Source organism: Paenibacillus pasadenensis (assembly GCF_002864175.1).
Classification (GTDB): domain Bacteria; phylum Bacillota; class Bacilli; order Paenibacillales; family Paenibacillaceae; genus Paenibacillus_O; species Paenibacillus_O pasadenensis.
The window spans coordinates 17384-40000 of sequence record NZ_NFEZ01000001.1 but is presented as its reverse complement, the minus strand read 5'-3'; the positions used below and the strand labels follow the sequence as shown (position 1 = coordinate 40000).

The 22617-nt window shown below is 59.6% G+C and carries 25 protein-coding genes, 2 rRNA genes and 1 riboswitch (1 of these 28 running past the window's edge); of the genes, 25 read left to right on the top strand and 2 right to left on the bottom strand.

Annotation, left to right across the window (positions count from 1 at the left end):
• A 23S ribosomal RNA gene (locus B8V81_RS00205) occupies positions 1-2049 on the top strand; it begins 881 nt to the left of the window's first position.
• An 85-nt stretch (positions 2050-2134) separates the two neighbouring features.
• A 5S ribosomal RNA gene (rrf, locus tag B8V81_RS00200) occupies positions 2135-2251 on the top strand.
• A 110-nt stretch (positions 2252-2361) separates the two neighbouring features.
• On the opposite strand, the gene B8V81_RS00195 is transcribed toward rrf, so the two are convergent.
• Positions 2362-2904, bottom strand: coding sequence for a hypothetical protein (locus B8V81_RS00195; protein WP_101807360.1), 543 nt, complete (start codon positions 2902-2904; stop codon positions 2362-2364).
• A 162-nt stretch (positions 2905-3066) separates the two neighbouring features.
• On the opposite strand from B8V81_RS00195, the gene B8V81_RS00190 reads away from it, so the two are divergent.
• From B8V81_RS00190 to rsmI, 10 genes are all read left to right on the top strand, one after another.
• Positions 3067-3309 (top strand): sigma factor G inhibitor Gin, encoded by a 243-nt coding sequence (locus tag B8V81_RS00190; RefSeq protein WP_342352557.1) that lies wholly within the window; start codon positions 3067-3069, stop codon positions 3307-3309.
• A 102-nt stretch (positions 3310-3411) separates the two neighbouring features.
• Entirely contained in the window at positions 3412-4983 is a 1572-nt protein-coding gene (locus tag B8V81_RS00185) for an aminotransferase class I/II-fold pyridoxal phosphate-dependent enzyme (protein WP_043111127.1), read from the top strand.
• A 77-nt stretch (positions 4984-5060) separates the two neighbouring features.
• On the top strand, positions 5061-5717 hold the full coding sequence (gene tmk, locus B8V81_RS00180) for a dTMP kinase (RefSeq protein WP_101807672.1): 657 nt from the start codon (positions 5061-5063) through the stop codon (positions 5715-5717).
• A gap of 26 nt (positions 5718-5743) precedes the next feature.
• Positions 5744-6073 (top strand): cyclic-di-AMP receptor, encoded by a 330-nt coding sequence (locus B8V81_RS00175; protein ID WP_028598280.1) that lies wholly within the window; start codon positions 5744-5746, stop codon positions 6071-6073.
• A gap of 16 nt (positions 6074-6089) precedes the next feature.
• A complete protein-coding gene (locus B8V81_RS00170) occupies positions 6090-6533 on the top strand; it encodes a YaaR family protein (protein ID WP_101807359.1) in 444 nt (147 codons plus the stop codon).
• A 17-nt stretch (positions 6534-6550) separates the two neighbouring features.
• Positions 6551-7531: a DNA polymerase III subunit delta' gene (gene holB, locus B8V81_RS00165; protein WP_101807358.1), complete on the top strand. Its 981-nt coding sequence runs from the start codon at positions 6551-6553 to the stop codon at positions 7529-7531.
• 3 nt (positions 7532-7534) lie between these two features.
• The gene (locus tag B8V81_RS00160; protein ID WP_028598277.1) at positions 7535-8338 is read left to right on the top strand and encodes a PSP1 domain-containing protein; all 804 of its coding nucleotides are present in this window, start codon (positions 7535-7537) and stop codon (positions 8336-8338) included.
• 55 nt (positions 8339-8393) lie between these two features.
• Entirely contained in the window at positions 8394-8795 is a 402-nt protein-coding gene (locus tag B8V81_RS00155; protein WP_028598276.1) for an initiation-control protein YabA, read from the top strand.
• Between the two features lie 81 nt (positions 8796-8876).
• Positions 8877-9662 (top strand): tRNA1(Val) (adenine(37)-N6)-methyltransferase, encoded by a 786-nt coding sequence (locus B8V81_RS00150; RefSeq protein WP_028598275.1) that lies wholly within the window; start codon positions 8877-8879, stop codon positions 9660-9662.
• Positions 9628-10497, top strand: a complete 870-nt coding sequence (rsmI, locus tag B8V81_RS00145) for a 16S rRNA (cytidine(1402)-2'-O)-methyltransferase (protein ID WP_043111126.1) — start codon at positions 9628-9630, stop codon at positions 10495-10497. The genes B8V81_RS00150 and rsmI overlap by 35 nt, the downstream gene beginning before the upstream one ends.
• 108 nt (positions 10498-10605) lie before the next feature.
• Here the strand turns inward: rsmI and B8V81_RS00140 are convergent, their stop codons facing one another.
• Positions 10606-10860 (bottom strand): AbrB/MazE/SpoVT family DNA-binding domain-containing protein, encoded by a 255-nt coding sequence (locus B8V81_RS00140; RefSeq protein ID WP_028598273.1) that lies wholly within the window; start codon positions 10858-10860, stop codon positions 10606-10608.
• Positions 10861-11134: 274 nt separating this feature from the next.
• Here B8V81_RS00140 and B8V81_RS00135 point away from each other — a divergent pair, with 274 nt between their 5' ends.
• From B8V81_RS00135 to glmU, 13 genes are all read left to right on the top strand, one after another.
• Positions 11135-12451 (top strand): HD domain-containing protein, encoded by a 1317-nt coding sequence (locus B8V81_RS00135; protein WP_043111125.1) that lies wholly within the window; start codon positions 11135-11137, stop codon positions 12449-12451.
• 13 nt (positions 12452-12464) lie between these two features.
• Positions 12465-13238, top strand: coding sequence for a TatD family hydrolase (locus tag B8V81_RS00130; protein ID WP_028598271.1), 774 nt, complete (start codon positions 12465-12467; stop codon positions 13236-13238).
• 180 nt (positions 13239-13418) lie between these two features.
• Positions 13419-13642: riboswitch (cyclic di-AMP (ydaO/yuaA leader) on the top strand.
• Positions 13643-13878: 236 nt separating this feature from the next.
• Entirely contained in the window at positions 13879-15033 is a 1155-nt protein-coding gene (locus tag B8V81_RS00125) for a resuscitation-promoting factor (protein ID WP_028598270.1), read from the top strand.
• A gap of 147 nt (positions 15034-15180) precedes the next feature.
• Positions 15181-15729: a ribonuclease M5 gene (rnmV, locus tag B8V81_RS00120; RefSeq protein WP_028598269.1), complete on the top strand. Its 549-nt coding sequence runs from the start codon at positions 15181-15183 to the stop codon at positions 15727-15729.
• Positions 15726-16604 carry a 16S rRNA (adenine(1518)-N(6)/adenine(1519)-N(6))-dimethyltransferase RsmA gene (gene rsmA / locus B8V81_RS00115; protein ID WP_028598268.1) on the top strand — a complete coding sequence of 293 codons (879 nt, stop codon included), beginning with the start codon at positions 15726-15728 and terminating at the stop codon, positions 16602-16604. Before rnmV ends, rsmA begins: the two co-directional genes overlap by 4 nt.
• A gap of 87 nt (positions 16605-16691) precedes the next feature.
• Positions 16692-17582, top strand: a complete 891-nt coding sequence (yabG, locus tag B8V81_RS00110; protein WP_028598267.1) for a sporulation peptidase YabG — start codon at positions 16692-16694, stop codon at positions 17580-17582.
• Between the two features lie 136 nt (positions 17583-17718).
• Positions 17719-17991, top strand: a complete 273-nt coding sequence (gene veg, locus B8V81_RS00105) for a biofilm formation stimulator Veg (RefSeq protein WP_028598266.1) — start codon at positions 17719-17721, stop codon at positions 17989-17991.
• 168 nt (positions 17992-18159) lie between these two features.
• Complete coding sequence (locus tag B8V81_RS00100; RefSeq protein ID WP_028598265.1) at positions 18160-18342, top strand: small, acid-soluble spore protein, alpha/beta type; 183 nt, start codon at positions 18160-18162, stop codon at positions 18340-18342.
• A gap of 112 nt (positions 18343-18454) precedes the next feature.
• Complete coding sequence (ispE, locus tag B8V81_RS00095) at positions 18455-19327, top strand: 4-(cytidine 5'-diphospho)-2-C-methyl-D-erythritol kinase (RefSeq protein WP_101807356.1); 873 nt, start codon at positions 18455-18457, stop codon at positions 19325-19327.
• A 65-nt stretch (positions 19328-19392) separates the two neighbouring features.
• Positions 19393-20223, top strand: coding sequence for a pur operon repressor (purR, locus tag B8V81_RS00090; protein WP_028598263.1), 831 nt, complete (start codon positions 19393-19395; stop codon positions 20221-20223).
• Positions 20224-20236: 13 nt separating this feature from the next.
• Positions 20237-20626 (top strand): RidA family protein, encoded by a 390-nt coding sequence (locus B8V81_RS00085; protein ID WP_028598262.1) that lies wholly within the window; start codon positions 20237-20239, stop codon positions 20624-20626.
• A 129-nt stretch (positions 20627-20755) separates the two neighbouring features.
• Positions 20756-21043: a septation regulator SpoVG gene (spoVG, locus tag B8V81_RS00080; RefSeq protein ID WP_020620824.1), complete on the top strand. Its 288-nt coding sequence runs from the start codon at positions 20756-20758 to the stop codon at positions 21041-21043.
• Positions 21044-21176: 133 nt separating this feature from the next.
• Positions 21177-22574 carry a bifunctional UDP-N-acetylglucosamine diphosphorylase/glucosamine-1-phosphate N-acetyltransferase GlmU gene (gene glmU / locus B8V81_RS00075; protein WP_028598261.1) on the top strand — a complete coding sequence of 466 codons (1398 nt, stop codon included), beginning with the start codon at positions 21177-21179 and terminating at the stop codon, positions 22572-22574.
• Positions 22575-22617: the final 43 nt, after the last annotated feature.

The following is a 22617-nucleotide window of genomic DNA, read 5'->3' as shown; positions in this document are numbered from 1 at the left end:
CTAGCCTCGGTGTTGAGCATGCTGGAGGTAGAGCACTGATTGGGTGCGGGGCCCGCCAAGGGTTACCAAGTCCAGTCAAACTCCGAATGCCAGTCATGTATAACCGGGAGTCAGACGGTGAGTGCTAAGATCCATCGTCAAGAGGGAAACAGCCCAGATCATCAGCTAAGGTCCCCAAGTGTGTGTTAAGTGGGAAAGGATGTGGAGTTGCCCAGACAACCAGGATGTTGGCTTAGAAGCAGCCACCATTTAAAGAGTGCGTAATAGCTCACTGGTCGAGTGACTCTGCGCCGAAAATGTAACGGGGCTAAACACACCACCGAAGCTATGGCATGTACCTAGTGTACTTGGGTAGGGGAGCGTTGTGTATAGGTTGAAGTCAGACCGCAAGGACTGGTGGACGGTACACAAGTGAGAATGCCGGTATGAGTAACGAAAAGATCAGTGAGAATCTGATCCGCCGTAAGCCTAAGGGTTCCTGAGGAAGGTTCGTCCGCTCAGGGTAAGTCGGGACCTAAGGCGAGGCCGAAAGGCGTAGTCGAAGGACAACAGGTTGATATTCCTGTACCACCGTAAGCCGTTATGAGCAATGGAGTGACGCAGAAGGGTAGTGACGCGGACCGATGGATGTGTCCGTCCAAGCAGTGAGGCTGGTTTGTTGGCAAATCCGCAAACCGTAAGGCTGGGCTGTGATGGGGAGGGAAACTTACAGTACCGAAGGTCATGATCTCCAGCTGCCAAGAAAAGCTTCTAGCCAGGCGAAGGTGCCCGTACCGCAAACCGACACAGGTAGGCGAGCAGAGCATGCTAAGGCGCGCGGAGTAACTCTCGTTAAGGAACTCGGCAACATGACCCCGTAACTTCGGGAGAAGGGGTGCCTCGGTAGGGTGAATAGCCCGAGGGGGCCGCAGTGAAAAGGCCCAAGCGACTGTTTAGCAAAAACACAGGTCTGTGCGAAGCCGTAAGGCGAAGTATACGGGCTGACGCCTGCCCGGTGCTGGAAGGTTAAGGGGAGCGGTTAGGGGCAACCCGAAGCTGTGAACCGAAGCCCCAGTAAACGGCGGCCGTAACTATAACGGTCCTAAGGTAGCGAAATTCCTTGTCAGGTAAATTCTGACCCGCACGAATGGCGTAACGACTTGGGCGCTGTCTCAACGAGAGATCCGGTGAAATTTTACTACCTGTGAAGATGCAGGTTACCCGCGACAAGACGGAAAGACCCCATGGAGCTTTACTGCAGCTTGATATTGGACTTTGGTACGATCTGTACAGGATAGGTGGGAGCCTAGGAAGCCGGAGCGCCAGCTTCGGTGGAGGCGCCGTTGGGATACCACCCTGATCGTATCGGAGTTCTAACCTGTCACCGTGAAGCCGGTGAAGGGACCGTGTCAGGCGGGCAGTTTGACTGGGGCGGTCGCCTCCTAAAATGTAACGGAGGCGCCCAAAGGTTCCCTCAGAATGGTTGGAAATCATTCGAAGCGTGCAAAGGCATAAGGGAGCTTGACTGCGAGACCAACAAGTCGAGCAGGGACGAAAGTCGGGCTTAGTGATCCGGTGGTACCGAATGGAAGGGCCATCGCTCAACGGATAAAAGCTACCCTGGGGATAACAGGCTTATCTCCCCCAAGAGTCCACATCGACGGGGAGGTTTGGCACCTCGATGTCGGCTCATCGCATCCTGGGGCTGAAGTAGGTCCCAAGGGTTGGGCTGTTCGCCCATTAAAGCGGTACGCGAGCTGGGTTCAGAACGTCGTGAGACAGTTCGGTCCCTATCTGTCGTGGGCGTAGGAAATTTGAGAGGAGCTGTCCTTAGTACGAGAGGACCGGGATGGACGTACCGCTGGTGTACCAGTTGTTCCGCCAGGAGCACCGCTGGGTAGCTACGTACGGACGGGATAAGCGCTGAAAGCATCTAAGCGCGAAGCCCCCCTCAAGATGAGATTTCCCAGTATGTAAGACCCCTGGAAGACGACCAGGTTGATAGGCTCGAGGTGGAAGCGCGGCAACGTGTGCAGCTGACGAGTACTAATCGGTCGAGGGCTTATCCTATTCAAGCAAGAACCAGCCGGTCAGCACGGCATTTCGTTCGATCCAGTTTTCAGGGCGCAAGCCTACGCCTTGAGCAAGCAGGACGTTTGGTGGCGATGGCGGAAGGGAACCACGCGTACCCATCCCGAACACGACCGTTAAGCCTTCCAGCGCCGATGGTACTTGGACCGCAGGGTCCTGGGAGAGTAGGACGTCGCCAAGCACTTGCAACCACGAGCCGCCGCATCTTCGGATGCGGCGGCTTTTTGCATGGATCGGGCTTCATTCGATCTTCTTCAGGTTATATAAAAGAAGACCAGGCATCGGCCTGATCTAACGATGATAGTAAGAGAAGAACGGCTCCTCGAAGGGGAGCTTGATGACGCCGTCCCTGTTCTCCTTATGGAGGCGGACGATGGCATAGACGAGCGGAGCCAGCAGCCATAGATGCAGCAGCAGATAAGCGGAGAGCAGCCATGGAGACAGCCACGGGTAGAAAGCTCCGATGGCGCAGGCTCCGATCCAAAGCTTGTGGAGCTGAAGCCGCTGGAAAACGGACAGTTCCATCGGCAGCACCGGCATATAGCCGGGAAAGGGAAGCTTCCATCTCCATTGCCAGCGGCGGGAAGTGGACTCCAGCGAATGCCTGCGTAGGAGAGCCATGCGGATAATGGCCGCATGCATGGCGGGAATCAACATAAAGCCCGTCATCAGGCCGAGCAGCGACGGCCAAGGGTCGGCGATAAGCAGCGCGAGCGCAAGGGTCGCGCCGGAGATGTAGTAGAACCGCTGAAAGCCTTGCTCGAAGGCTAGCTTGCGGACAAGCTTATATTGATAGATGGTCGCTTCCTTCTGCTCGGATAGAGGCTGGAACATGGAATCCTCCTTGGAATGAAGCCCGTCTGCTCGGAACGGCGCCAGCCGTGGACCCGATGCGCCAATCACCCTTGGCGAGGAGCGGCATATCTTATAGAAGCGCGGATGGGCTGATGTCATCTTCCTGCTTATTATAGCGAAGCGCAGGTATGAATTGCTAGAATGAAGGGCATAATGCTACTATCATTGCAAGGAAAGAAAGGCGGATGGGTGATGCATGAGGAAGCCATGTGCAACTGCATCGTATGCGGCGAGCTGAAACCCCATGACCAAGGATTGCGAATCGTGACTGAATTCATATGCGGGAGCTGCGAGAGGGAAATGGTGCAAACCGATGTGCTGGATGAGAAATATCCGTTCTACGTCCATCAGATGAGACAGATCTGGATCCATAAAAATGCTTGAGCTTCCGCCATGAACGGCGGGAGCTTTTTTTTGGACGGGCGGACCGCTACAATGAAGAAAAAGATCCGTTGAGCGGGAAAGGAAGCCGTTTCTTTGAAGAGAATGATGCCGATCGTAGACATGCTGCAGCGGCACGCCGCTGCCCGGCCCTTGTCTTTTCATGTCCCTGGCCACAAAGGAATCGCGAGATCGCTGGCGGCATCGGAACGCTGGAACGACGAGAGCGACGACGGAGCGCCATCGTTCCTAGCCGCCCTAGGCGGACTGCTGCCTATGGATGTGACGGAGCTGAGCGATACGGACGACCTGCATGATCCGTCCGGAGCCATCGAGCAGGGGCAGCAGCTTGCTGCCCGCCGCTTCGGAGCCGAGGAGACGGCGTTCCTCGTCGGAGGAAGCACGGCCGGCAATCTCGCTCTTCTGCTCGGCTGCACGGGGCCAGGGGATATCGTGCTGGTCCAGCGCAATGTCCATAAATCTGTCTTGAACGGCATCCGGCTGAGCGGCGCGGAAGCCGTCTTTCTGGAGCCGCGCATCGAGACGGCAAGCGGCCTGACGGAGCTGCCCGAGCTGGCAGCGGTCGAACAAGCGCTTCGCAGCTGGCCTCAGGCCAAGGCGCTTTTTCTCAGCACCCCGAGCTATTACGGCTGGTCGCGCGACCTGCATCCTTATGCGGAGCTCGTCCATCGGACCGGATGCTTGCTGCTCGTAGACGAGGCCCATGGCGCGCATTATGGCCTTCACCCGAGCTTGCCGTCAGGAGCGCTGCAGGCCGGAGCGGATGCCGTCGTCCAGTCGACGCACAAGACGCTTCACGCGATGACGATGGGGGCGATGCTGCACATGCAGGGAGAGAGGCTGGATCGACGGAAGGTGAAGGCGATGCTCGCCGCGCTGCAGAGCTCCTCTCCATCGTACCCGATTATGGCTTCGCTCGATCTCGCGCGCGGACTGCTCGATGAGCACGGGGAAGAGTGGTTCGCTCCCGGCCTGGAGGCTGCGGCGGCGATCCGCAGCGGCATTCGCCGAAGCGCGCGATGGGGGCTTGCGGAGGATCTTCTTGAGGACGGGGAGATTCGCACGGACCCGCTGCGACTGGTCGTTCATGACCGGCTGGGCGGAATCCAAGGCTTCGAGCTGCTGCGGCAGCTGGAGGAACGGGGCATCTGGGCGGAGATGGCCGACGAGTCCTATGTCGTGCTGCTCGTCGGCGCGCGTACCGGCATCGAGGAAGCGGAGCGGCTCCTGGCCGCTCTTGCGGAGCTGGAAGCGCTCGTAGACGAGGGATTGTCCGCGGTGGAAAGAGCCTTCGGCCGCGCAGAGGCGCGGGATGACGAATCGGATACGGATAGCGAACAGGCGCATGGCGCAGAAGCTGCCTCCGGAGATGATGCCGAGGCCGGCTCGAACGAGGCTGCCTTTCTTTTCTCCAAGCCGACCAGGCTGGAACGCTTCCCGCCGGAGGAAAGGGAAACCGAGCTGGTGCCGCTGCTGGAGGCAGCTGGCCGCATCAGCGCCGAGACGATCATTCCCTACCCGCCGGGAATACCGCTCGTGCTGGAGGGAGAGCCGCTTACGGATCGGGCAATCGCAAGCATGCAGCGGCTGAAAGAAGCGAGGTTTCAGGGTAAAAATGCGTCTGAACGAGGCTGGATCCGGGTAAGGCGACAATAAGCCTTTCGGCGGAGCCGCGCGGTTTCGCGCCCGATCTATGGTATGATAAAGGGAAACCAGATGCAGGGAGCATGAACGTGTCTAAAGGAACCTTCATTACAATAGAGGGCGGAGAAGGAGCGGGCAAGACGACGCTGATCCGCTCCCTCGCGGCGGAGCTGCAGGCGAAAGGGCAGTCCGTGCTGACGACCCGCGAGCCGGGAGGAATTCCGATCGCGGAGAGGATCCGTTCGGTCATCCTCGACAAGGCCCATACGAGCATGGATGCCCGCACGGAGGCGCTGCTGTACGCGGCCGCCCGCAGGCAGCATCTCGTCGAAAAGGTCGTGCCTGCGCTTGAAGCGGGGCAATGGGTCATCTGCGACCGCTTCATCGACAGCAGCCTCGCGTATCAAGGCTATGCCCGGGGGCTCGGCATCGAGGAGGTCCGCGGAATCAACCGTTATGCGATCGGCGAGTGGATGCCCGACGCGACGCTATGGCTCGACTTGCCGCCCGAGCTCGGCCTTGCGCGGATCGCGGCTTCGAGCGAGCGGGAGGTCAATCGGCTTGACCTCGAGGCGGAGTCGTTCCACCGCCGCGTCCGAGAGGGCTATCGGCTGCTCTTCGAGCAGGAGCCGCGCCGCATTTTCCGGCTGGACGCCTCTTTGACGCCCGATTCGATTCGGGATGAGGCGATGCGGGTCCTTTGGCCCCGACAGCAGGAATCCTTGGGAAGCATGTCGAATTTTTAACCCAAATATGATCTGGAGGGATGAGGATGAAGCTCGTCATCGCCGTCGTACAGGATAAAGACAGCAACCGCCTTTCCAACGCCTTGGTAAGCGCAGGCTTCCGGGCGACCAAGCTGGCCAGCACAGGAGGCTTCCTCAAGGCCGGCAACACGACGTTCATGATCGGAATCGAGGATGAACGGGTGCATGAGGTGCTTCATTGCATCCGCTCCAACTGCAAGGTGCGCGACCAGCTCGTCACTCCGGTGTCGCCGATGGGCGGCACGACGGATTCGTATATTCCTTTCCCCGTCGAGGTCCAGGTGGGGGGCGCGGCGGTGTTCGTGCTTCCGGTCGAGCGCTTCGAACACTTCTGACAGGAGACGGTAGGCCATGAAGATCGATCCAGGATACCGCGCGCTCGGACAGGACCGCGTGTCGGGCGGTGGAGCGGGCCGGGCGGTGCAGCCGAAGTCGTTCGCCGATGTCATGCAGCAGCAGAACGGCAGCCGGACGCGCGAGGAGCTGCAGCAGAAGCTGCAGGACATCCAGGCGCAGGGCGATCGGCTCGCCCGCTCCATGACCGTGCGCGAGCTGCAGACGTACAAGGCGATGGTCAAGCAGTTCCTCGAGCTGACGGTGCGGCGCGGCGTCGGCATCAAGGACGTGCGCAGCATGGACCGCAGAGGCCGGATCAAGCGGCATAAGCTGCTCGACGAGGTCGACGACAGCCTGCTCGCGATGGCGGAGGAGCTGCTGCAGACGGAGCAGGGACGCATGCAGCTGCTGCAGAGCGTAGGCGACATCCGCGGCCTGCTTATCAATCTGCTCTTTTAATAGAAAGGATTCGATCCGTGAAACTTTCCGATATCCCCGGCCAGGGCAAGGCCAAGCAGATTCTTCAGCATGCGCTGCGCACCGGCAAGGTGTCCCATGCGTATTTGTTCGCCGGGCCGAACGGCACCGGCAAGCTGCAGACGGCGCTCGCGTTCGCGCAGGCGCTTTTTTGCTCTTCCGGCGGCGACGACGCCTGCGGGGAGTGCCTCGAATGCCGCAAGTTCGAGCATGGCAACCAGCCGGATCTGCACCGCATCGCGCCGGACGGCCAGTCGGTCAAGCTTGGCCAGATCCAGGAGCTTCAGCGGGAGATGTCCTATCGGACGGCCGATGCCGGCAGCCGCAAGGTCTACCTCATCGAAAAAGCCGATGCCATGACGCCGCAGGCCGCCAACAGCCTGCTGAAGTTTCTGGAGGAGCCGGTCTCGCCGACGGTGGCGATCCTGCTGGCGACGCATCCCGGCTCGGTGCTTCCGACGATCGCTTCCCGCAGCCAGCCGGTGCCGTTCCTCCCCTATTCCACGGAGGAGATGCTGGAGCAGCTGATCGCCGCAGGAGAGCCTCCGCTGCTCGCTCGAGCGGCCGTCCATCTGGCCTCCGGCAAGGACGCTTCAAGGGCTTTGGCGGCGCAAGTTGGGTTTGCAGAAATCCGAAATGTAGTGATACAATTAGGCAAGGAGAGCTTGTCTCGATTCACTGCGGCTCTGGTCACCGTTCAGCAGCGCCTGTCCAAGACAGACCTGGGTGCCGATCCGCAGCTGCTTTTGTCCTTATTGGTGTTATGGTACAGAGACATGATTCATTTTCAGGCCGGACGGTCTGACAAGATGGTTTTCATAGATCAGCTGGATTGGATAAGCGCCCATGCCTTCACGAAGCCGGCAGCCTACTGGGTGTCGTGCATGGAGCATACGATGCGGGCAGCGGGGATGATCAAGGCGAATGTCGCTCCCCAGCTTGCCCTCGAGCAATTAATGGTACGTCTACAGGAGGGTTAATCCTTGTATAATGTCGTCGGTGTCCGCTTCAAAAAAGCGGGCAAGATCTATTACTTTGATCCCGTCGATCACCCCGTAGGCACGGACCATCATGTCATCGTGGAAACGGCCCGGGGTGTGGAATACGGCAAAGTCGTAGTCGGACAGAAACAAGTAGACGAATCAGACGTAGTTCTCCCGCTTAAAAAAGTCATTCGCATCGCCAGCGAGCAGGACGCCAAAGTCGTGGAAGAGAACCGTGGCGCCGCCCAGAACGCCTTCGCGACTTGCTTGGACAAGATCCGCGCGCACGGCCTCAAGATGAAGCTGGTCGATGTCGAATTTACGTTCGATCGCAACAAGATCATTTTTTACTTCACGGCCGAAGGCCGGATCGATTTCCGCGAGCTGGTCAAGGATCTGGCCAGCGTATTCCGGACCCGGATCGAGCTGAGGCAGATCGGAGTCCGCGACGAAGCCAAGATGCTGGGCGGCATCGGACCTTGCGGACGCGTGCTCTGCTGCTCGTCCTGGCTCGGCGACTTCGATCCGGTGTCCATCAAGATGGCCAAGGATCAGAGTCTCTCGCTCAATCCGACCAAGATTTCCGGATTATGCGGCAGGCTGATGTGCTGCTTGAAATTTGAGCATGATAACTACGAGAGCATCCGGGAAGAAATGCCTTCCGTCGGCAAGACGGTCGTCACCTCGCATGGAGAGGGACGCGTCACCGGCATCAATGCCTCGTCCAAGAAGGTGTTCGTCCAGCTCTTCGATCAAGGCGGACGGCCGAAGGAAATGCCGATCGACGAGGTTGTAGTCAAGTAAGGCCGGCGCCAGCCGGGCTTGAATGATTTGCAGCAAAGCTCTGGGGTGTGAGTTCTTGGACAAAAAAGATCTTTTCCTGCATTTGGAGGAGCTTGAAGCGACGGTTGGCGCCTTCCATCGAGAGCTGGGAGAGCTGAAGCTCAGCGTCAAGCAGCTGCTCGAAGCGAACCAGCAGCTGACGATCGAGAACCGCCAGCTGCGCAAGGTGCTCAAAAAAGAAACGAATCCGCACGGAGAACGGCGCAAGGCCGATCCGGCCGGAGCGGCGCAAGCCGTTACTGCGGCGGCGGCCGTCCTGACGGACGAAGCGGATAGGGAGGATGCGCCTGCAGTCGGAGAAGGGCATGACAATCTGGCCCGCCTTTATTACGAAGGATTCCACATCTGCAACGTGAACTACGGTCATCTCCGCACCGAGGGAGACTGCCTGTTCTGCCTCTCCTTCCTGAACAAATAACCCTTCCAGGACCCGCTTGCGGGTCCTGTTTGTCGTCATGGACCATTTATGATTTTATCCTGGAAGGAGAAGCTATGCATCATGGAGCTTGATTTGCTGCCCAGCGAAAGGCTGGATGATCTATTGACCCATCGGCTCCGCATCATCCAAAGCCGGGAGGTGTTCAGCTTCTCGATGGATGCGGTGCTGCTGGCCCGCTTCGCCGGCGTGCCGAAGCGCGGCCGAATCGTCGATCTGTGCACCGGCAACGGCGTCGTGCCGCTGCTGCTCTCGACCCGCTGCGAAGCCGGCATCGACGCGGTGGAGATCCAGCCGCGCCTGGCGGACATGGCCCGGCGAAGCGTCGCCCTCAACGGGCTCGAGGAGCGGATCCGGATCGTCGAAGGCGATCTGCGGCTGCTCGCCAAGCAGCTCGGCTACGGCAGCTATGACGCGGTGACGGTGAACCCGCCTTATCTGCCTCCAGCGAGCGGCGACCGCAATGAAAATCCGCATGTGGCGGCGGCCCGCCATGAGATGAACGGCACGCTCGAAGAGATCGTCGAGCAATGCGCGCGCCTGCTCCGCACCGGGGGGCGAGTCTCCATGGTCCATCGTCCGGGTCGCCTGATCGAGATCGTCTCGGCCATGACCCGTCACAAGCTGGAGCCGAAACGGATCCGTTTCGTCCATCCCCATGCCGGTTCGGAGGCCAACATGGTGCTGATCGAGGCTGTCCGCGGCGGACGCCCGTCCGTGCGCCTGCTTCCGCCGTTGATCGTGTATCAGGACGACGGGCAGTACAGCGACGAGATCATGGACATTTATTTTCATCAAGGAAGGGGGAAGCCGGATGCAGCTGCAGAAGAGCTTCGAACCGACGGATAAAGGAACGCTGTACCTGGTGGCGACGCCGATCGGCAATCTGGAGGACATGACGATGCGGGCGATCCGCATCCTGAAGGAAGCCGCGCTGATCGCGGCGGAGGATACGAGGCAGACGCGCAAGCTGCTCAGCCGCTTCGAGATCGACAACCGCATGGTCAGCTATCACGAGCACAACAAGGCGAGCAGCGGACCGGAGCTGCTGCGGCTGCTCGAGGAAGGGAGCTCGATTGCCCTTGTGAGCGATGCCGGCATGCCGGCGATTTCCGATCCGGGAGCGGATCTCGCGCGCGAGGCGGCCGCTCGGGGCATCCCGGTCGTGCCGGTGCCTGGAGCGAACGCCGCTTTGTCGGCGCTGATCATGTCGGGGCTGTCGACGGAGCGCTTCACCTTTGCGGGATTCCCGCCGCGGGACAAGAAGTCGCTGGAGAAATGGCTGGAGCCGCTGAAGGCGCTGCCGGGAACGCTGCTGCTGTACGAGTCGCCGCATCGCATCCGCAAGACGCTGCCTGCGCTGCTCGAGCGGCTCGGCGACCGGGAGGCGGCGATGATCCGCGAGCTGACCAAGCGCCATGAGGAAGCGGCGCGGGGAAGGCTGTCCGAGCTGATCGCCCATCTGGAGGAGCAGGAGCCGCTGGGCGAATACTGCCTCGTCATCGCCGAGGGGGAGGCGGAGAAAGTCGAGGCCGGCACGGAATGGTGGCATGCGCTGGAGCTCGAGCAGCATGTCGAGCATTATGAGCGTCTTGGCCAGGACCGCAAGGAGGCGATCAAGCAGGCGGCCGCCGACCGGGGCCTCTCCAAGCGCGACGTCTATAATGAAGTCATGCGTAAATAAAAAAAGACCTTCCTGAGCCGCGAGCGGTTCAGGAAGGCAAGTAAGGAGTATAAAAAGGTTAGAAATACCTTGGGTTAAGTTGCTAAAACCTAGTATACCTGATTTATTCTATTTTGTCACAGGGGAAGGCATTTCGGAAAGGCAAGAATTGCAGACGATCTTTCCTTTGAAGTAAGCGACGTTCTCCGCGTTTCCGCAGAAGATGCAGGCAGGCTCGTATTTCTTGAGCATGATGCGCTCTCCGTCCACGTAGATCTCCAGGGCGTCCTTCTCCCCGATTCCGAGGGTGCGGCGCAGTTCGATCGGGATGACGACGCGTCCGAGCTCATCGACTTTACGTACAATTCCGGTAGACTTCATCATAGGGCAACTTAACCCCTTTCGTAGGTTCATGTATCGTCATGTTTCGACAAAAAGCTACTTTTTATGATCCCTATCATACCAACCATTCCCAAAACAGTCAACCTGCCTTTTTGGCCGCGATTCGCGAAGAAATAAGGCATTGCAGGCGGTACAAGGGGTTCCAACTTAGGCTATCTTACTATAGACAAGTTTCAATTGGAAATATATTTGCGACATCATTCGACAAAAACCTGGGGTTTTTGTCGAAACTATGAACAGAAAGCAAGGTGGGGCAATGGCGAGGCTGGAAGAAGAAAAGGTGTTCAAGGATCCTGTCCATAAGTATATCTACGTGCAAGATCAGCTGATCTGGGATCTGATCGATACGCCGGAATTTCAGCGGCTGCGGAGGATCCGCCAGCTCGGCACGACCTACCTGACCTTTCACGGGGCGGAGCATAGCCGCTTCAGCCATTCGCTGGGCGTATATGAGATTACCCGCCGGATCATCTCGCAATTCGAGCGGAGCGAGTACCCGGATTGGCCGAGGGAAGAGAAGCTGCTCTGTCTGTGCGCGGCCCTGCTTCACGATCTGGGGCATGGACCGTTCTCCCACTCGATCGAGGAAGTGATGGAGTTCGACCATGAGGAATGGAGCTGCCATATAATAGAGGGAAAGACGGAAGTGAACCGGCTCCTGCGCACGGTGGAGGCCGATTTTCCGAGCAAGGTGGCCTCGGTCATCCGCAAGAACTACGAGAAGCCGATCGTCGTCAATCTCGTCTCGAGCCAGATGGACGCGGACCGGATGGATTACCTGCTCCGGGACGCCTATTTTACCGGAGCCAACTACGGCACGTTCGATCTGGACCGGATCCTGCGCGTGCTGAGGCCCCATCAGGGGCGGATCGTCGTCAAGGGGAGCGGGATGCACGCGGTGGAGGATTATCTCATGAGCCGGTATCAGATGTACTGGCAGGTGTACTTCCATCCGGTGACCCGCAGCTCGGAGATCATCCTCCGGAAAATCTTGCTTCGCGCCCAGGAGCTGTGCCGCTCGGGCTATCCGTTCGGGTGGATTCCGGATCCGATCGTCAAGCTGTTCCAAGGCCAGCTCGATGTTCCTTCCTACCTGAAGCTCGACGAGGCGCTCGTGCAGACGGCGTTCGTGGCATGGACGGAAGAGGAGGACAAGCTGCTGTCGCAGCTGTGCTCGCGGTTCCTTCATCGCAAATTGTACAAGTATATAACCTTCGAGAAAGAGCATGAATCAGAAGCGCAGCTGTGCTTCGAGGAAATGGCGGCGGCGGGAATGGATCCGGGCTATGAGCTTGAAATTGATTTCCCGTACGATCTTCCTTATCATGTGTATCGATCCGCGACCGAGGGCCTGACCGATGGAGGAAGGGGCAAGCCACCCATCCTGCTGCTCGAGCCGAGCGGAGCCGTAACGGAAATCTCGCTGCGCTCCGATGTCGTTCCCTCGATCACGGGCATGCACCGAGGCCATTACCGCCTGTATTATGATGAAGAAGCCGCCGGACGGATCCGGCATAAGCTGAAGCCGCGTACGGCGGCCCGTCTGGGCTTGGAGCAGAGCGGCGAAGCATGAAAGGAGTCGAACCATGAAAGGAATCATCGACACGCACACCCATATGGACTCACCGAAATTCGACAACGACCGCGCCGAAGCGATTCAGCGCGCGCGGGAAGCCGGCGTGGAGCTGCTGTTCAATGTCGGCTTCAACCGGGAAACGATCCCGACGACGCTGGAGCTTGCCGAATCTTATCCCTTCGTCTACGCCATCGTCGGCTGGCATCCGACCGACACGGCCGATCTGCGCGAGGGCGATCTGGCCTGGATCGAGTCGCTGATGAGCAATCCGAAGGTCGCCGCGCTCGGAGAAATCGGGCTCGATTATTACTGGGACACCTCGCCGAAGGAGGTCCAGCAGCAGGCGTTCCGCGACCAGATCGCGATCGCCAAGCGATGCCGCAAGCCGATCGTCATCCATAACCGCGACGCCCATGAGGATGTCGTCCGCATCCTCCGCGAGGAGAAAGCGGAGGAGGTCGGAGGCATCATGCACTGCTTCTCCGGCAGCTGGGAAACGGCGAAGCAGTGCCTCGACATGAACTTCTACATCTCCTTCGGCGGACCGGTCACGTTCAAAAATGCAAGGGTTCCCAAAGAGGTGCTCGCGCAAGTGCCGATGGACCGATTGCTGCTCGAAACGGACTCTCCTTACCTCGCTCCGCACCCCCATCGCGGCAAGCGGAACGAAACCTCTTTCGTCACGCTCGTGGCCGAAACGGCTGCGGAAATAAAAGGTAAATCTGTAGAAGAAATCGTTTCCATCACATCGGCAAATGCAAGAAAATGTTTCCAAATTTCTTAAAATGGCGTGATATCGGATGAAAAAAGACTTGTGGAGGAGAAAGATTGACCTTTCCTTGAATAAAACGTCCGTCATCGCCCGAAAACCCTCGATTTTGAATCTCAGAGGATTTTATCGTGTCTTTACAATCGCTTGAAGGAAACGGTATGATTCAACACAGAGCTTTGAGTGATGCAGGATTTTCATCATTCGCTTAATCTCCCCGAACGGGGGGAGCGGGGGAACCATCGCAGCAGAAGGGGACGCAAGCCGTACATACCGAAGGGATGACGCTTGACCGCCAGACAAGCTGTACTTTTCCAGGGGTGAATTCGCCGGGACCACGAGCAGGGTCCTTGAGCCGATAGGGCAGCTCTCTTGCCCGAACCCGTCAGCTAACCTCGTAAGCGCATATAAGAGAGATCAACCTCGTGCTCCACTTCCACCTGATCGTGACCACCCGGGAAGCCACGAAACAGATCCTCTGTCGACGGCTTCTTTTTGTTTGAATAATGAATTATACGTCGACATAGGGTTAACGGTGGAGGTGAGGCGAGGCTGCCAGCGGCGTGCTGCTCGGCACGTACAAAACCTAATAGTCGCGTCTTGAATTATCATGCGTAACACGAGGCGGCGGGGCTATGTAAGGAGGACCGAAGAAGTGGGCGCTATCCCTTTAAAGGAAACCCATGTACAACGATCATCCAGCAAGTCTTTCCAATGGCGATGGAAGCATGACAACCTGCGTTTGATTATCCTTAGCATAACGATCTCACTCGCAATGACTTTCATGTTTTTGGTGTTGCTGAAAGGGACGTCGGAAAAAAGCGTCTCTCTGGTGCTGAACGGGCAGGAGAAAATCGTAAGCACGAGCCATTCCTCGCTCCAGCAGCTGCTGGAGGAGCAGGCGATCGCGGTCGGACCGCATGACGAGCTGTCGATTCCGCTCGGCGCCGCGCTTCAGGAGGGCGACCGCATCGTGATCGACCAGGCGGTGCCGGTGACGATTCTTGCCGACGGCAAGGCCCTGCAGGTGAAGACCACCAAAAAGACCGTGGAAGCGGCGATCGGAGAATCCAATATTGCCGTACGGGAGCAGGATAAAGTATTCCCGAGCTCCGAAAGCAAGCTGAAAGCCAACATGACGATCCGCGTCATGAGAATCGACAAGCATCAGATTACGACCAAGCACGACATCCCGTTCACCGTCGTCCGCAAGCAGGACGCTACCCTGGAAAAGGGGCAGCTCAAGATGGTGAAGGCCGGCCAGAACGGCCAACTCGTCAAAACCTTCGAAAAGGTGTACCAGGACGGCAAACTGGTCACGAAGACTCTGCTCGCCAAATCCATGGAGAAACAAGCCGTCAGCAAGGTCGTGGCGGTGGGAACCAAGGAAAAGCCCAAACCGAAGCCAGCGGTCCTGACCGCGGCATCCTCATCTCCAGCCCTAGCTCAGACCAAATCCGGTCTCGATCTCAAAGCCAAGAAAGTTCTCACCAACGTTACCCTGACCGCGTATACCGCCGGATTCGCCTCCACGGGCAAATCCAAAGGCGACCCCGGTTACGGCGTCACCGCCTCCGGAGCGAAAGTGTCCGAAGGGCGCACCATTGCAGTCGACCCGGACGTCATCCCGCTGGGATGGTGGGTGTATATAGAAGGCATCGGCTTCCGCCGCGCCGAAGATACGGGCGGAGCGATCAACGGCAAGAAAATCGACGTGTTCTACGAAAGTGAATCCTACGTGAAAAAATTCGGCAAGAAGCGAGGCTATACGGTCTATGTCCTTGGACCGACCAAGCCGAAGCTGAGCTGATCTTTTGCGAGCGGGCCCGCTGTTTTTCAGCGGCCCGTTTTGGGCGTTTATAAGGAAATAGCGGGGAGTAAGGGACGGCGAAAGGGTCAAAGCTAGTTGTGATCTTTTACCCTGTCGCAAGCAAGCGGAACCAAAGGAGACAAGCCAGTGATCAAGGAAATCATCGTGGTCGAGGGCAAGGACGACACGACGGCGGTCAAGCGGGCCGTCGAGGCCGATACGATCGAGACGAACGGCTCGGCTGTCGGCGAGGAGGTGCTCCGCCGGATCGAGCTGGCGATGGAGCGGCGCGGCGTCATCATCTTCACCGACCCCGACCACGCCGGGGAACGCATCCGCAAGATCGTCTCTCAGCGCATTCCCGGCTGCAAGCATGCGTTCCTGCCTCAGGAGGACGCCCTTTACCGCGGAGACATCGGCGTCGAGAACGCTTCGCCGGAGGCGGTGCGGCGCGCGCTCGCATCCGTGCGTACGGAAGGCGCGGCCGGCGAGCCGGAAATCACCCATGCCGATCTGATGGAGGCGGGGCTGCTCGTCCATCCGGATGCCGCGCGGCGCCGGCTGCTCATGGGCAATCGGCTCGGCATCGGCTATTGCAACGGCAAGCAGTTCATGAAGCGCTGCGCAAGCTTCCGGATCAGCCGGAAGGAGTTCCGCGAGGCGCTGGAGCAGATGAAGGAGGAAATCGGATCATGACCGATGTAGCGACACCGAGAAGGACGAAGGAAATCATCGAGCGGCACGGATTCTCCTTCAAGAAGAGCCTGGGCCAGAACTTCCTGATCGACCCGAACATCCTGAACAAGATCGTGTCGGCCGCAGGGCTCGACAAGACGAAAGGCGCGCTCGAGATCGGTCCCGGCATCGGCGCCCTGACCGAGCAGCTCGCCCGCCAGGCGAAAGCGGTCGCCGCGGTCGAGATCGACCAGCGCCTCATCCCGATCCTGCAGGAGGTGCTCGGAGCGGAGGAGCATGTCTCGGTCGTGCATGCCGACGTGCTGGAGCTCGACCTGCAGCAGCTGTTCCGCGACAAGTTCGCGGAGACGAGCGCGGTCAGCGTCGTCGCCAACCTGCCCTATTACGTGACGACGCCGATTCTGATGAAGCTGCTCGAGCAGCGGCTGCCGCTGGAGAACATCGTCGTCATGATCCAGAAGGAGGTCGCCGAGCGGATGGCGGCGAAGCCGGGCACCAAAGCCTACGGCAGCCTCAGCGTGGCGGTGCAGTACTACGCGGTGCCGGAGCTGGTCTGCATCGTGCCGCATACGGTGTTCATCCCGCAGCCGAACGTCGACTCGGCGGTCATCAAGCTGGCGATGCGGGACAAGCCTGCGGTCGAGGTGGCCGACGAGGACTTCTTCTTCCGCACGGTGCAGGCGTGCTTCGCGCAGCGGCGCAAGACGATCCACAACAACCTGTCGTCCTGGCTCGGCAAAAACCGGCGCGAGGAGCTGACCCGCGTCCTGCAGGAGACGGGCATCGACCCGGTGCGCCGCGGCGAGACGCTCTCGCTGCCGGAGTATGCCGCGCTCGCGGCGGCCCTCGAGCGGGAAGGCCTGAAGCAAGCCTGACCTGATGATTTGAACCCCCCGGTTTCCGATCCGGCTGTCACCATTCGCCCTCATTGCCCATAGGCTGAGGCTAGAGGTGATGGCACAGTGGAAACTGGGGATTTTGTCGTTCGGCGATCCTATGGAGGAGACGTGCTTTTCCGGGTGGAGGCGGTTTATGGGGATACGGCCATACTTAAAGGATCGGATTACCGTCTGCTCGCGGACGCGCCGCTCGCCGACCTGGAGAAGGTAGCGAACCCGGAGGAGCTGGGCGTCACGAAATCGCTGAGAAGCAAGGTGAAGGCTTCGAACCGGCGCATGAGCGCGGAACTCATCGACCATGCCTTCGCCAGCGAGCTCGACTACCGACCGGAAGAGAAGCATGCGTATTTCGACCTGCCGGGCAAGGTGCTGCATCTCGATGGAGATGCGAACTACATGCGCAAGAGCATGCAGTTGTACAACCAGATGAACGTGCCTGCTCAAGGGCTGCACGTGGCGGAGAACCAGATGGCGGACCTGCTCTATCGTCTGCTCCCGCAGGTCAAGCCGGACATCGTCGTCATCACGGGCCATGACGGGCTGCTCAAGACGCCGGGCCGCAGCGAGCTGTACAGCATCGGCAGCTACAAGAACTCGCAGAACTTCGTCAACGCGGTGCACGTCGCCCGCGAATATGACAAGAACCGCGACAACCTCGTCGTCGTGGCCGGCGCCTGCCAGTCCTATTACGAGGCGCTGCTGCAGTCCGGAGCGAACTTCGCCAGCTCGCCCGGCCGCATCCTGATCCATGCGCTCGATCCGGTCTACATCGCGATCAAGGCGAGCTACACGTCGATCCGCGAATGCGTGAACCTGCCGGATGTCATCCACGGCACGATTTCGGGCATCGATGGCGTCGGCGGCATCGAGACGATGGGACGCTATCGGGTCGGCTTGCCGAAGCCGATCGAGGTCAAGCAGGTCAAGCCGAATCCTTATTATATGGGAGGGTGAAAGCCCGCTCTTGCGCCTTGAGAAAGTCGAAAAATATTCATTGACACTAAAGTTGGTACGATGATATAATTTTCGTTTATTTGACATTGCCATCCTTCTTGGGCTATAATGGACAAGGAAAGAGGTGGTAGTGCCAATGGCTAGAAATGCTTTGTCGGAAATCAAGCGCAGCATGGAAGCTCATATTGGAGCCAAGATCATGTTGCGGGCCAATGGAGGCCGGCGCAAGACGGTTGAACGTTCTGGTGTTTTGGAAGAAACCTACCCATCTGTTTTCATCGTGAAGCTTGACCAGGATCAGCACGCATTCAAGCGGGTATCCTACAGCTATGCGGATATTTTGACGGACTCGGTCGAGGTTACCGTCTGCAATGACGAAGGTCAGGTGCGGATCAACCCGCTGCATTGACGAATAGATCAGGTTTCACGGGGAAACCTTCGCGCGCGGCCGCTGCCAGCGCGTTTTTTTTGGCTGTTTTTCCTCCGCATACTCGGCTGGGCGTTCCCTCATACTACGGAGGGCGATAGCGGCAAGAGCTTGCCGTCCGCACCTGAGAGCGAAAAGGAGGCATGCAGCATGAGCCGCAGAAGGCGCAGCACGATGTCGGAGCAGCTGAAGGTGGAGCTGGCCAAGGATCTGGGCTTCTACGATACGGTCCAGCAGGAAGGCTGGGGCGGCATCAAGGCGAAGGATGCCGGCAACATGGTGAAGCGGGCCATCCAAATGGCGGAGCAGGCCGCTTCGCGCCAGCAGCGATAGCAGGAACGAGGCGGATCCGGACGCGTCCAGCGGCGGGCCGCCTTTTCGCTTTTCTCCCGGTCGGATGCTATAATAGATGCAGTTTATCTAACGAACGGGTGGATCGGACGACATGAAAATCTACGAGAAGGCGCCGGCCAAGATCAATCTGCTGCTGGACGTCCTGCGCAAGCGCGAGGACGGCTTCCACGAGGTGGAGATGATCATGACGATGGTGGACCTTTCCGACCGGCTCGAGATGGAAGAGCTGCAGCGGGATGCCATCATCATTTCCAGCCAAGCCGGGTACATACCGCTTGACGAAAAGAACCTCGCCTTCCAGGCGGCCAGGCTGATCAAGGAGCGCTATGACGTCAAGAAGGGCGTCTACATCCATCTGGACAAGAAGATTCCCGTCGCGGCCGGCCTGGCCGGCGGGAGCAGCGATGCGGCGGCGGCGCTGCGCGGCCTGAACCGGCTGTGGCGGCTCGGCATTCCGGACGAGGAGCTCGCGGTCCTCGGGGCGGAGCTCGGCTCGGACGTGCCCTTTTGCGTGACGGGCGGGACGGCGCTGGCGACGGGCCGGGGAGAGAAGCTGGAGCCGATCGAGAATCCGCCGTCCTGCTGGGTCGTGCTGGCCAAGCCGCCGATCAACGTCTCGACAGCGGACGTATACGGCCGCTTCCGGGTGAGCGCGATCGACCGCCATCCGTCGGTGCCGCGCATGCTGGACGCGATCCGCGGAGGATCGTTCACCGGCGTCTGCGAGGAGCTCGGCAACGTGCTGGAGGATGTGACGCTGCGCCTGTACCCGGAGGTGCGGATGCTCAAGGAAAGCATGCTGCGGCTCGGCGCGGACGGCGTGCTCATGTCGGGCAGCGGGCCGACCGTATTCGGCCTTGTCTCCAAGGAGGCCAAGCTGGCGCGCATCTACAACGGGCTGCGCGGCTTCTGCAAGGAAGTGTACGTGGTAAGAATGCTCACATCTCCAGGAGTCCAATCTTGATTAAATCCGTATAAAGATGGTATATTGTCTTTACAATATTCGGATTTAGCCAGGGGGACCCCAAGGTGAAGAAGCTTAAGCGCAGCGCGCGATTGGTCGAGATGACCCAGTATTTGCTCAATCGTCCCCATACGTTGATTTCTCTGACCGCATTCGCGGATCGTTACCAGTCGGCCAAGTCCTCGATCAGCGAGGATCTGGCCATCATCAAGGAAGTATTCGAGGAAGAAGGCATCGGCCAGCTGCAGACGCTCGCCGGCGCGGCGGGCGGCGTCAAGTTCATCCCGCGGATGGCCGCCGAGGCGTCGCTGGACATCGTCCGGCGGGTATGCCGGGAGCTGGAGCAGCCGGAGCGGGTGCTTCCGGGCGGCTACCTGTACATGACGGACATGCTCGGCCAGCCGAATCTGCTGAACGACGTGGGCCGCATTTTTGCGACCGCTTTCGCCGATCGGCCGATCGACGTCATCATGACGGTGGAGACCAAGGGCATCCCGCTCGCCTACGCGACGGCCTCCTGCCTCAACCTGCCGGTCGTCATCGTGCGCCGCGACAACAAGGTGACCGAGGGCTCGGCCGTGAGCATCAATTACGTCTCCGGCTCCAACAAGCGCATCCAGACGATGTCGCTCGCCCGGCGCGCGCTCAAGGAGCAGTCGCGCGTGCTCATCATCGACGACTTCATGAAGGCCGGCGGCACCGTTCAGGGCATGATGGACCTGCTGCATGAATTCAATGCGACGGTCGCGGGCGTCGGCGTCTTCGTCGAGTCCGGCGAGGTCGGCACCGAGGACCGGCTGCTCGAGGACTATGTGTCGCTCGCCAAGCTGACGGCCGTCGACCTCAAGACGAAGCAGACGACGATCGTGCCGGGCAATTATTTCGATACCGAATAGGGGGCTGCTCTCCATGTCCAAGCTTGAACCGATCATCGCCGCCGGCGCTCCGGCCGCGATCGGACCGTATTCCCACGCCGTGAAGCTCGGCGGACTGCTGTTCACCTCCGGCCAGATCCCGCTGCTGCCGGACGGCACGCTGGTCGAGGGCGGCATCGAGGAGCAGGCGCGGCAGGTGTTCCGCAACCTGGAGGCCGTGCTGGCCGCAGGCGGCTCCTCGCTCGCGCAGGTCGTCAAGGCGACCGTCTTCCTCAAGGACATGAACCAGTTCGCGGCGGTCAACGAGGTGTACGCTTCCTTCTTCGGCGACCACAAGCCGGCCCGCTCGGCCGTGGAAGTGGCGCGTCTGCCGAAGGATGTCCTTGTCGAAATCGAGCTGATCGCATCGACAGATGTCGAATGATCCCGAACTTCGTTTATTTCCAAAATTTATTTTATAAAACGGCTCTGAATTGGCAGAATCAAGAAGGAATCGGTACGGATTTGTGGAATAATACACCAAGTCTTCGATAGGCAAAGGTGGTGAACACAAGTGCAGATTACTGATGTCAGACTCCGCCGCGTTAATTCCGAAGGTCGTATGAAGGCTATCGCATCCATCACCATCGATAATGAATTTGTCGTTCATGACATTCGCGTCATCGACGGGAACAATGGCATGTTTGTCGCGATGCCGAGCAAGCGTACGCCTGACGGGGAATTCCGGGATATCGCCCACCCCATCTCTTCCACCACCCGGGAGAAAATTCAAGCCGCTGTGCTCGCCGAGTATGAGCGAGCCGCAACGGAAGAGGAAGTTGCAATCGAAGAAGGCGCCTGATCCCATCGGGGCCGGAACAGTTCAGCATGGTTGGGGGGCCTTCGGGCTCCCTTTCTTTTTTGCGTGGGATGGGATATATATATAGGAATGCTAGTCAAACGAGAACAACGGAAATCAGGGAGGTCGGTCAGCTGTGAATCGGATGGCGGTCGTGCTTGCTGCAGGACAAGGCAAGCGCATGAAGTCGAAGCTGTACAAGGTGCTGCATCCCGTATGCGGGAAGCCGATGGTAGGGCATGTCGTCGATACGGTGGAAAAGGCGGCTTGTCAGGAAATCGTCGTCGTGACGGGACATGGAGCGGCCCAGGTGCAGAGCTACCTCGAGGGACGGGCTCGGTTCGCGCTGCAGGAGCAGCAGCTGGGCACCGGCCACGCCGTGCGCCAGGCCGAGACGCTGCTGGCCGGCAAGGAAGGCACGACGATCGTCATCTGCGGCGACACGCCGCTCGTCACGGCCGAGACGATCGAGGCGATGCTGGAGCTGCATGAGGCGAGCGGAGCGGCGGCGACGGTGCTGACGGCGGAATTCGCCGATCCGACCGGCTACGGCCGCGTCATCCGCGGCGACGAGGGCGCGGTGACGCGCATCGTGGAGCAGAAGGACTGCTCGCCGGCGGAAGCGGCGGTCAAGGAGATCAACACCGGCACGTACTGCTTCGACAACCGCAAGCTGTTCGAGGCGCTCGCCCGCGTCACCAACGACAACGCCCAGGGCGAATACTACCTGACCGACGTCGTCGGCATCTTCGTCTCCGGCGGCGAGACGGTACAGGCGTACTGCACGTCCGATCTGGCGGAGGCGATCGGGGTCAACGACCGGATCGCGCTCGGCGAGGCGGAGCGCCTCATGCAGGCCCGCATCGTGCGCCGCCACCAGGTGAACGGCGTGACGTTCATCGACACGACGGCGGCCTACATCGAGGACGGCGTAGAGATCGGCGCGGATACGGTCATCTATCCGGGAACGGTGCTGCGCGGTCGCACGGTCATCGGCGAGGACTGCGTCATCGGACCGCAAGCCGACATCAAGGACTCGACCCTCGCGAGCGGCGTCACGGTGCGCTACAGCACCGTCGACCAGTCGGAGGCGGGCGAGGGCAGCTCCATCGGTCCATATGCGAACCTGCGCCCGGGCTCCAAGCTCGGCAAGGCGTGCAAGATCGGCGATTTCGTCGAGCTCAAAAACGCGGTGCTCGGCGACGAGAGCAAGGTGTCGCATCTGAGCTATGTCGGCGACGCCGAGGTCGGCAGCGGCGTGAACATCGGCTGCGGCGCGATTACGGTCAACTACGACGGCTTCAACAAGTCCAAGACGATCATCGGCGACGACGCCTTCATCGGCAGCAACGTCAACCTGATCGCGCCGGTCACGATCGGCGACGGCGCGTACGTCGTCGCCGGCTCCACCGTCACGCATGACGTGCCGGGCGGAGACCTGGCCATCGCGCGCGAGCGCCAGGTCAACAAGCCGGGCTACGCGGACAAGATCCGCGCCCGCGCCAAGGCGAAAAAGGAGCGCGGCAAAAGCTGAGCGAAGGGCCCGCTCCAAAAGACACGAGGACAGAGCGATTCGT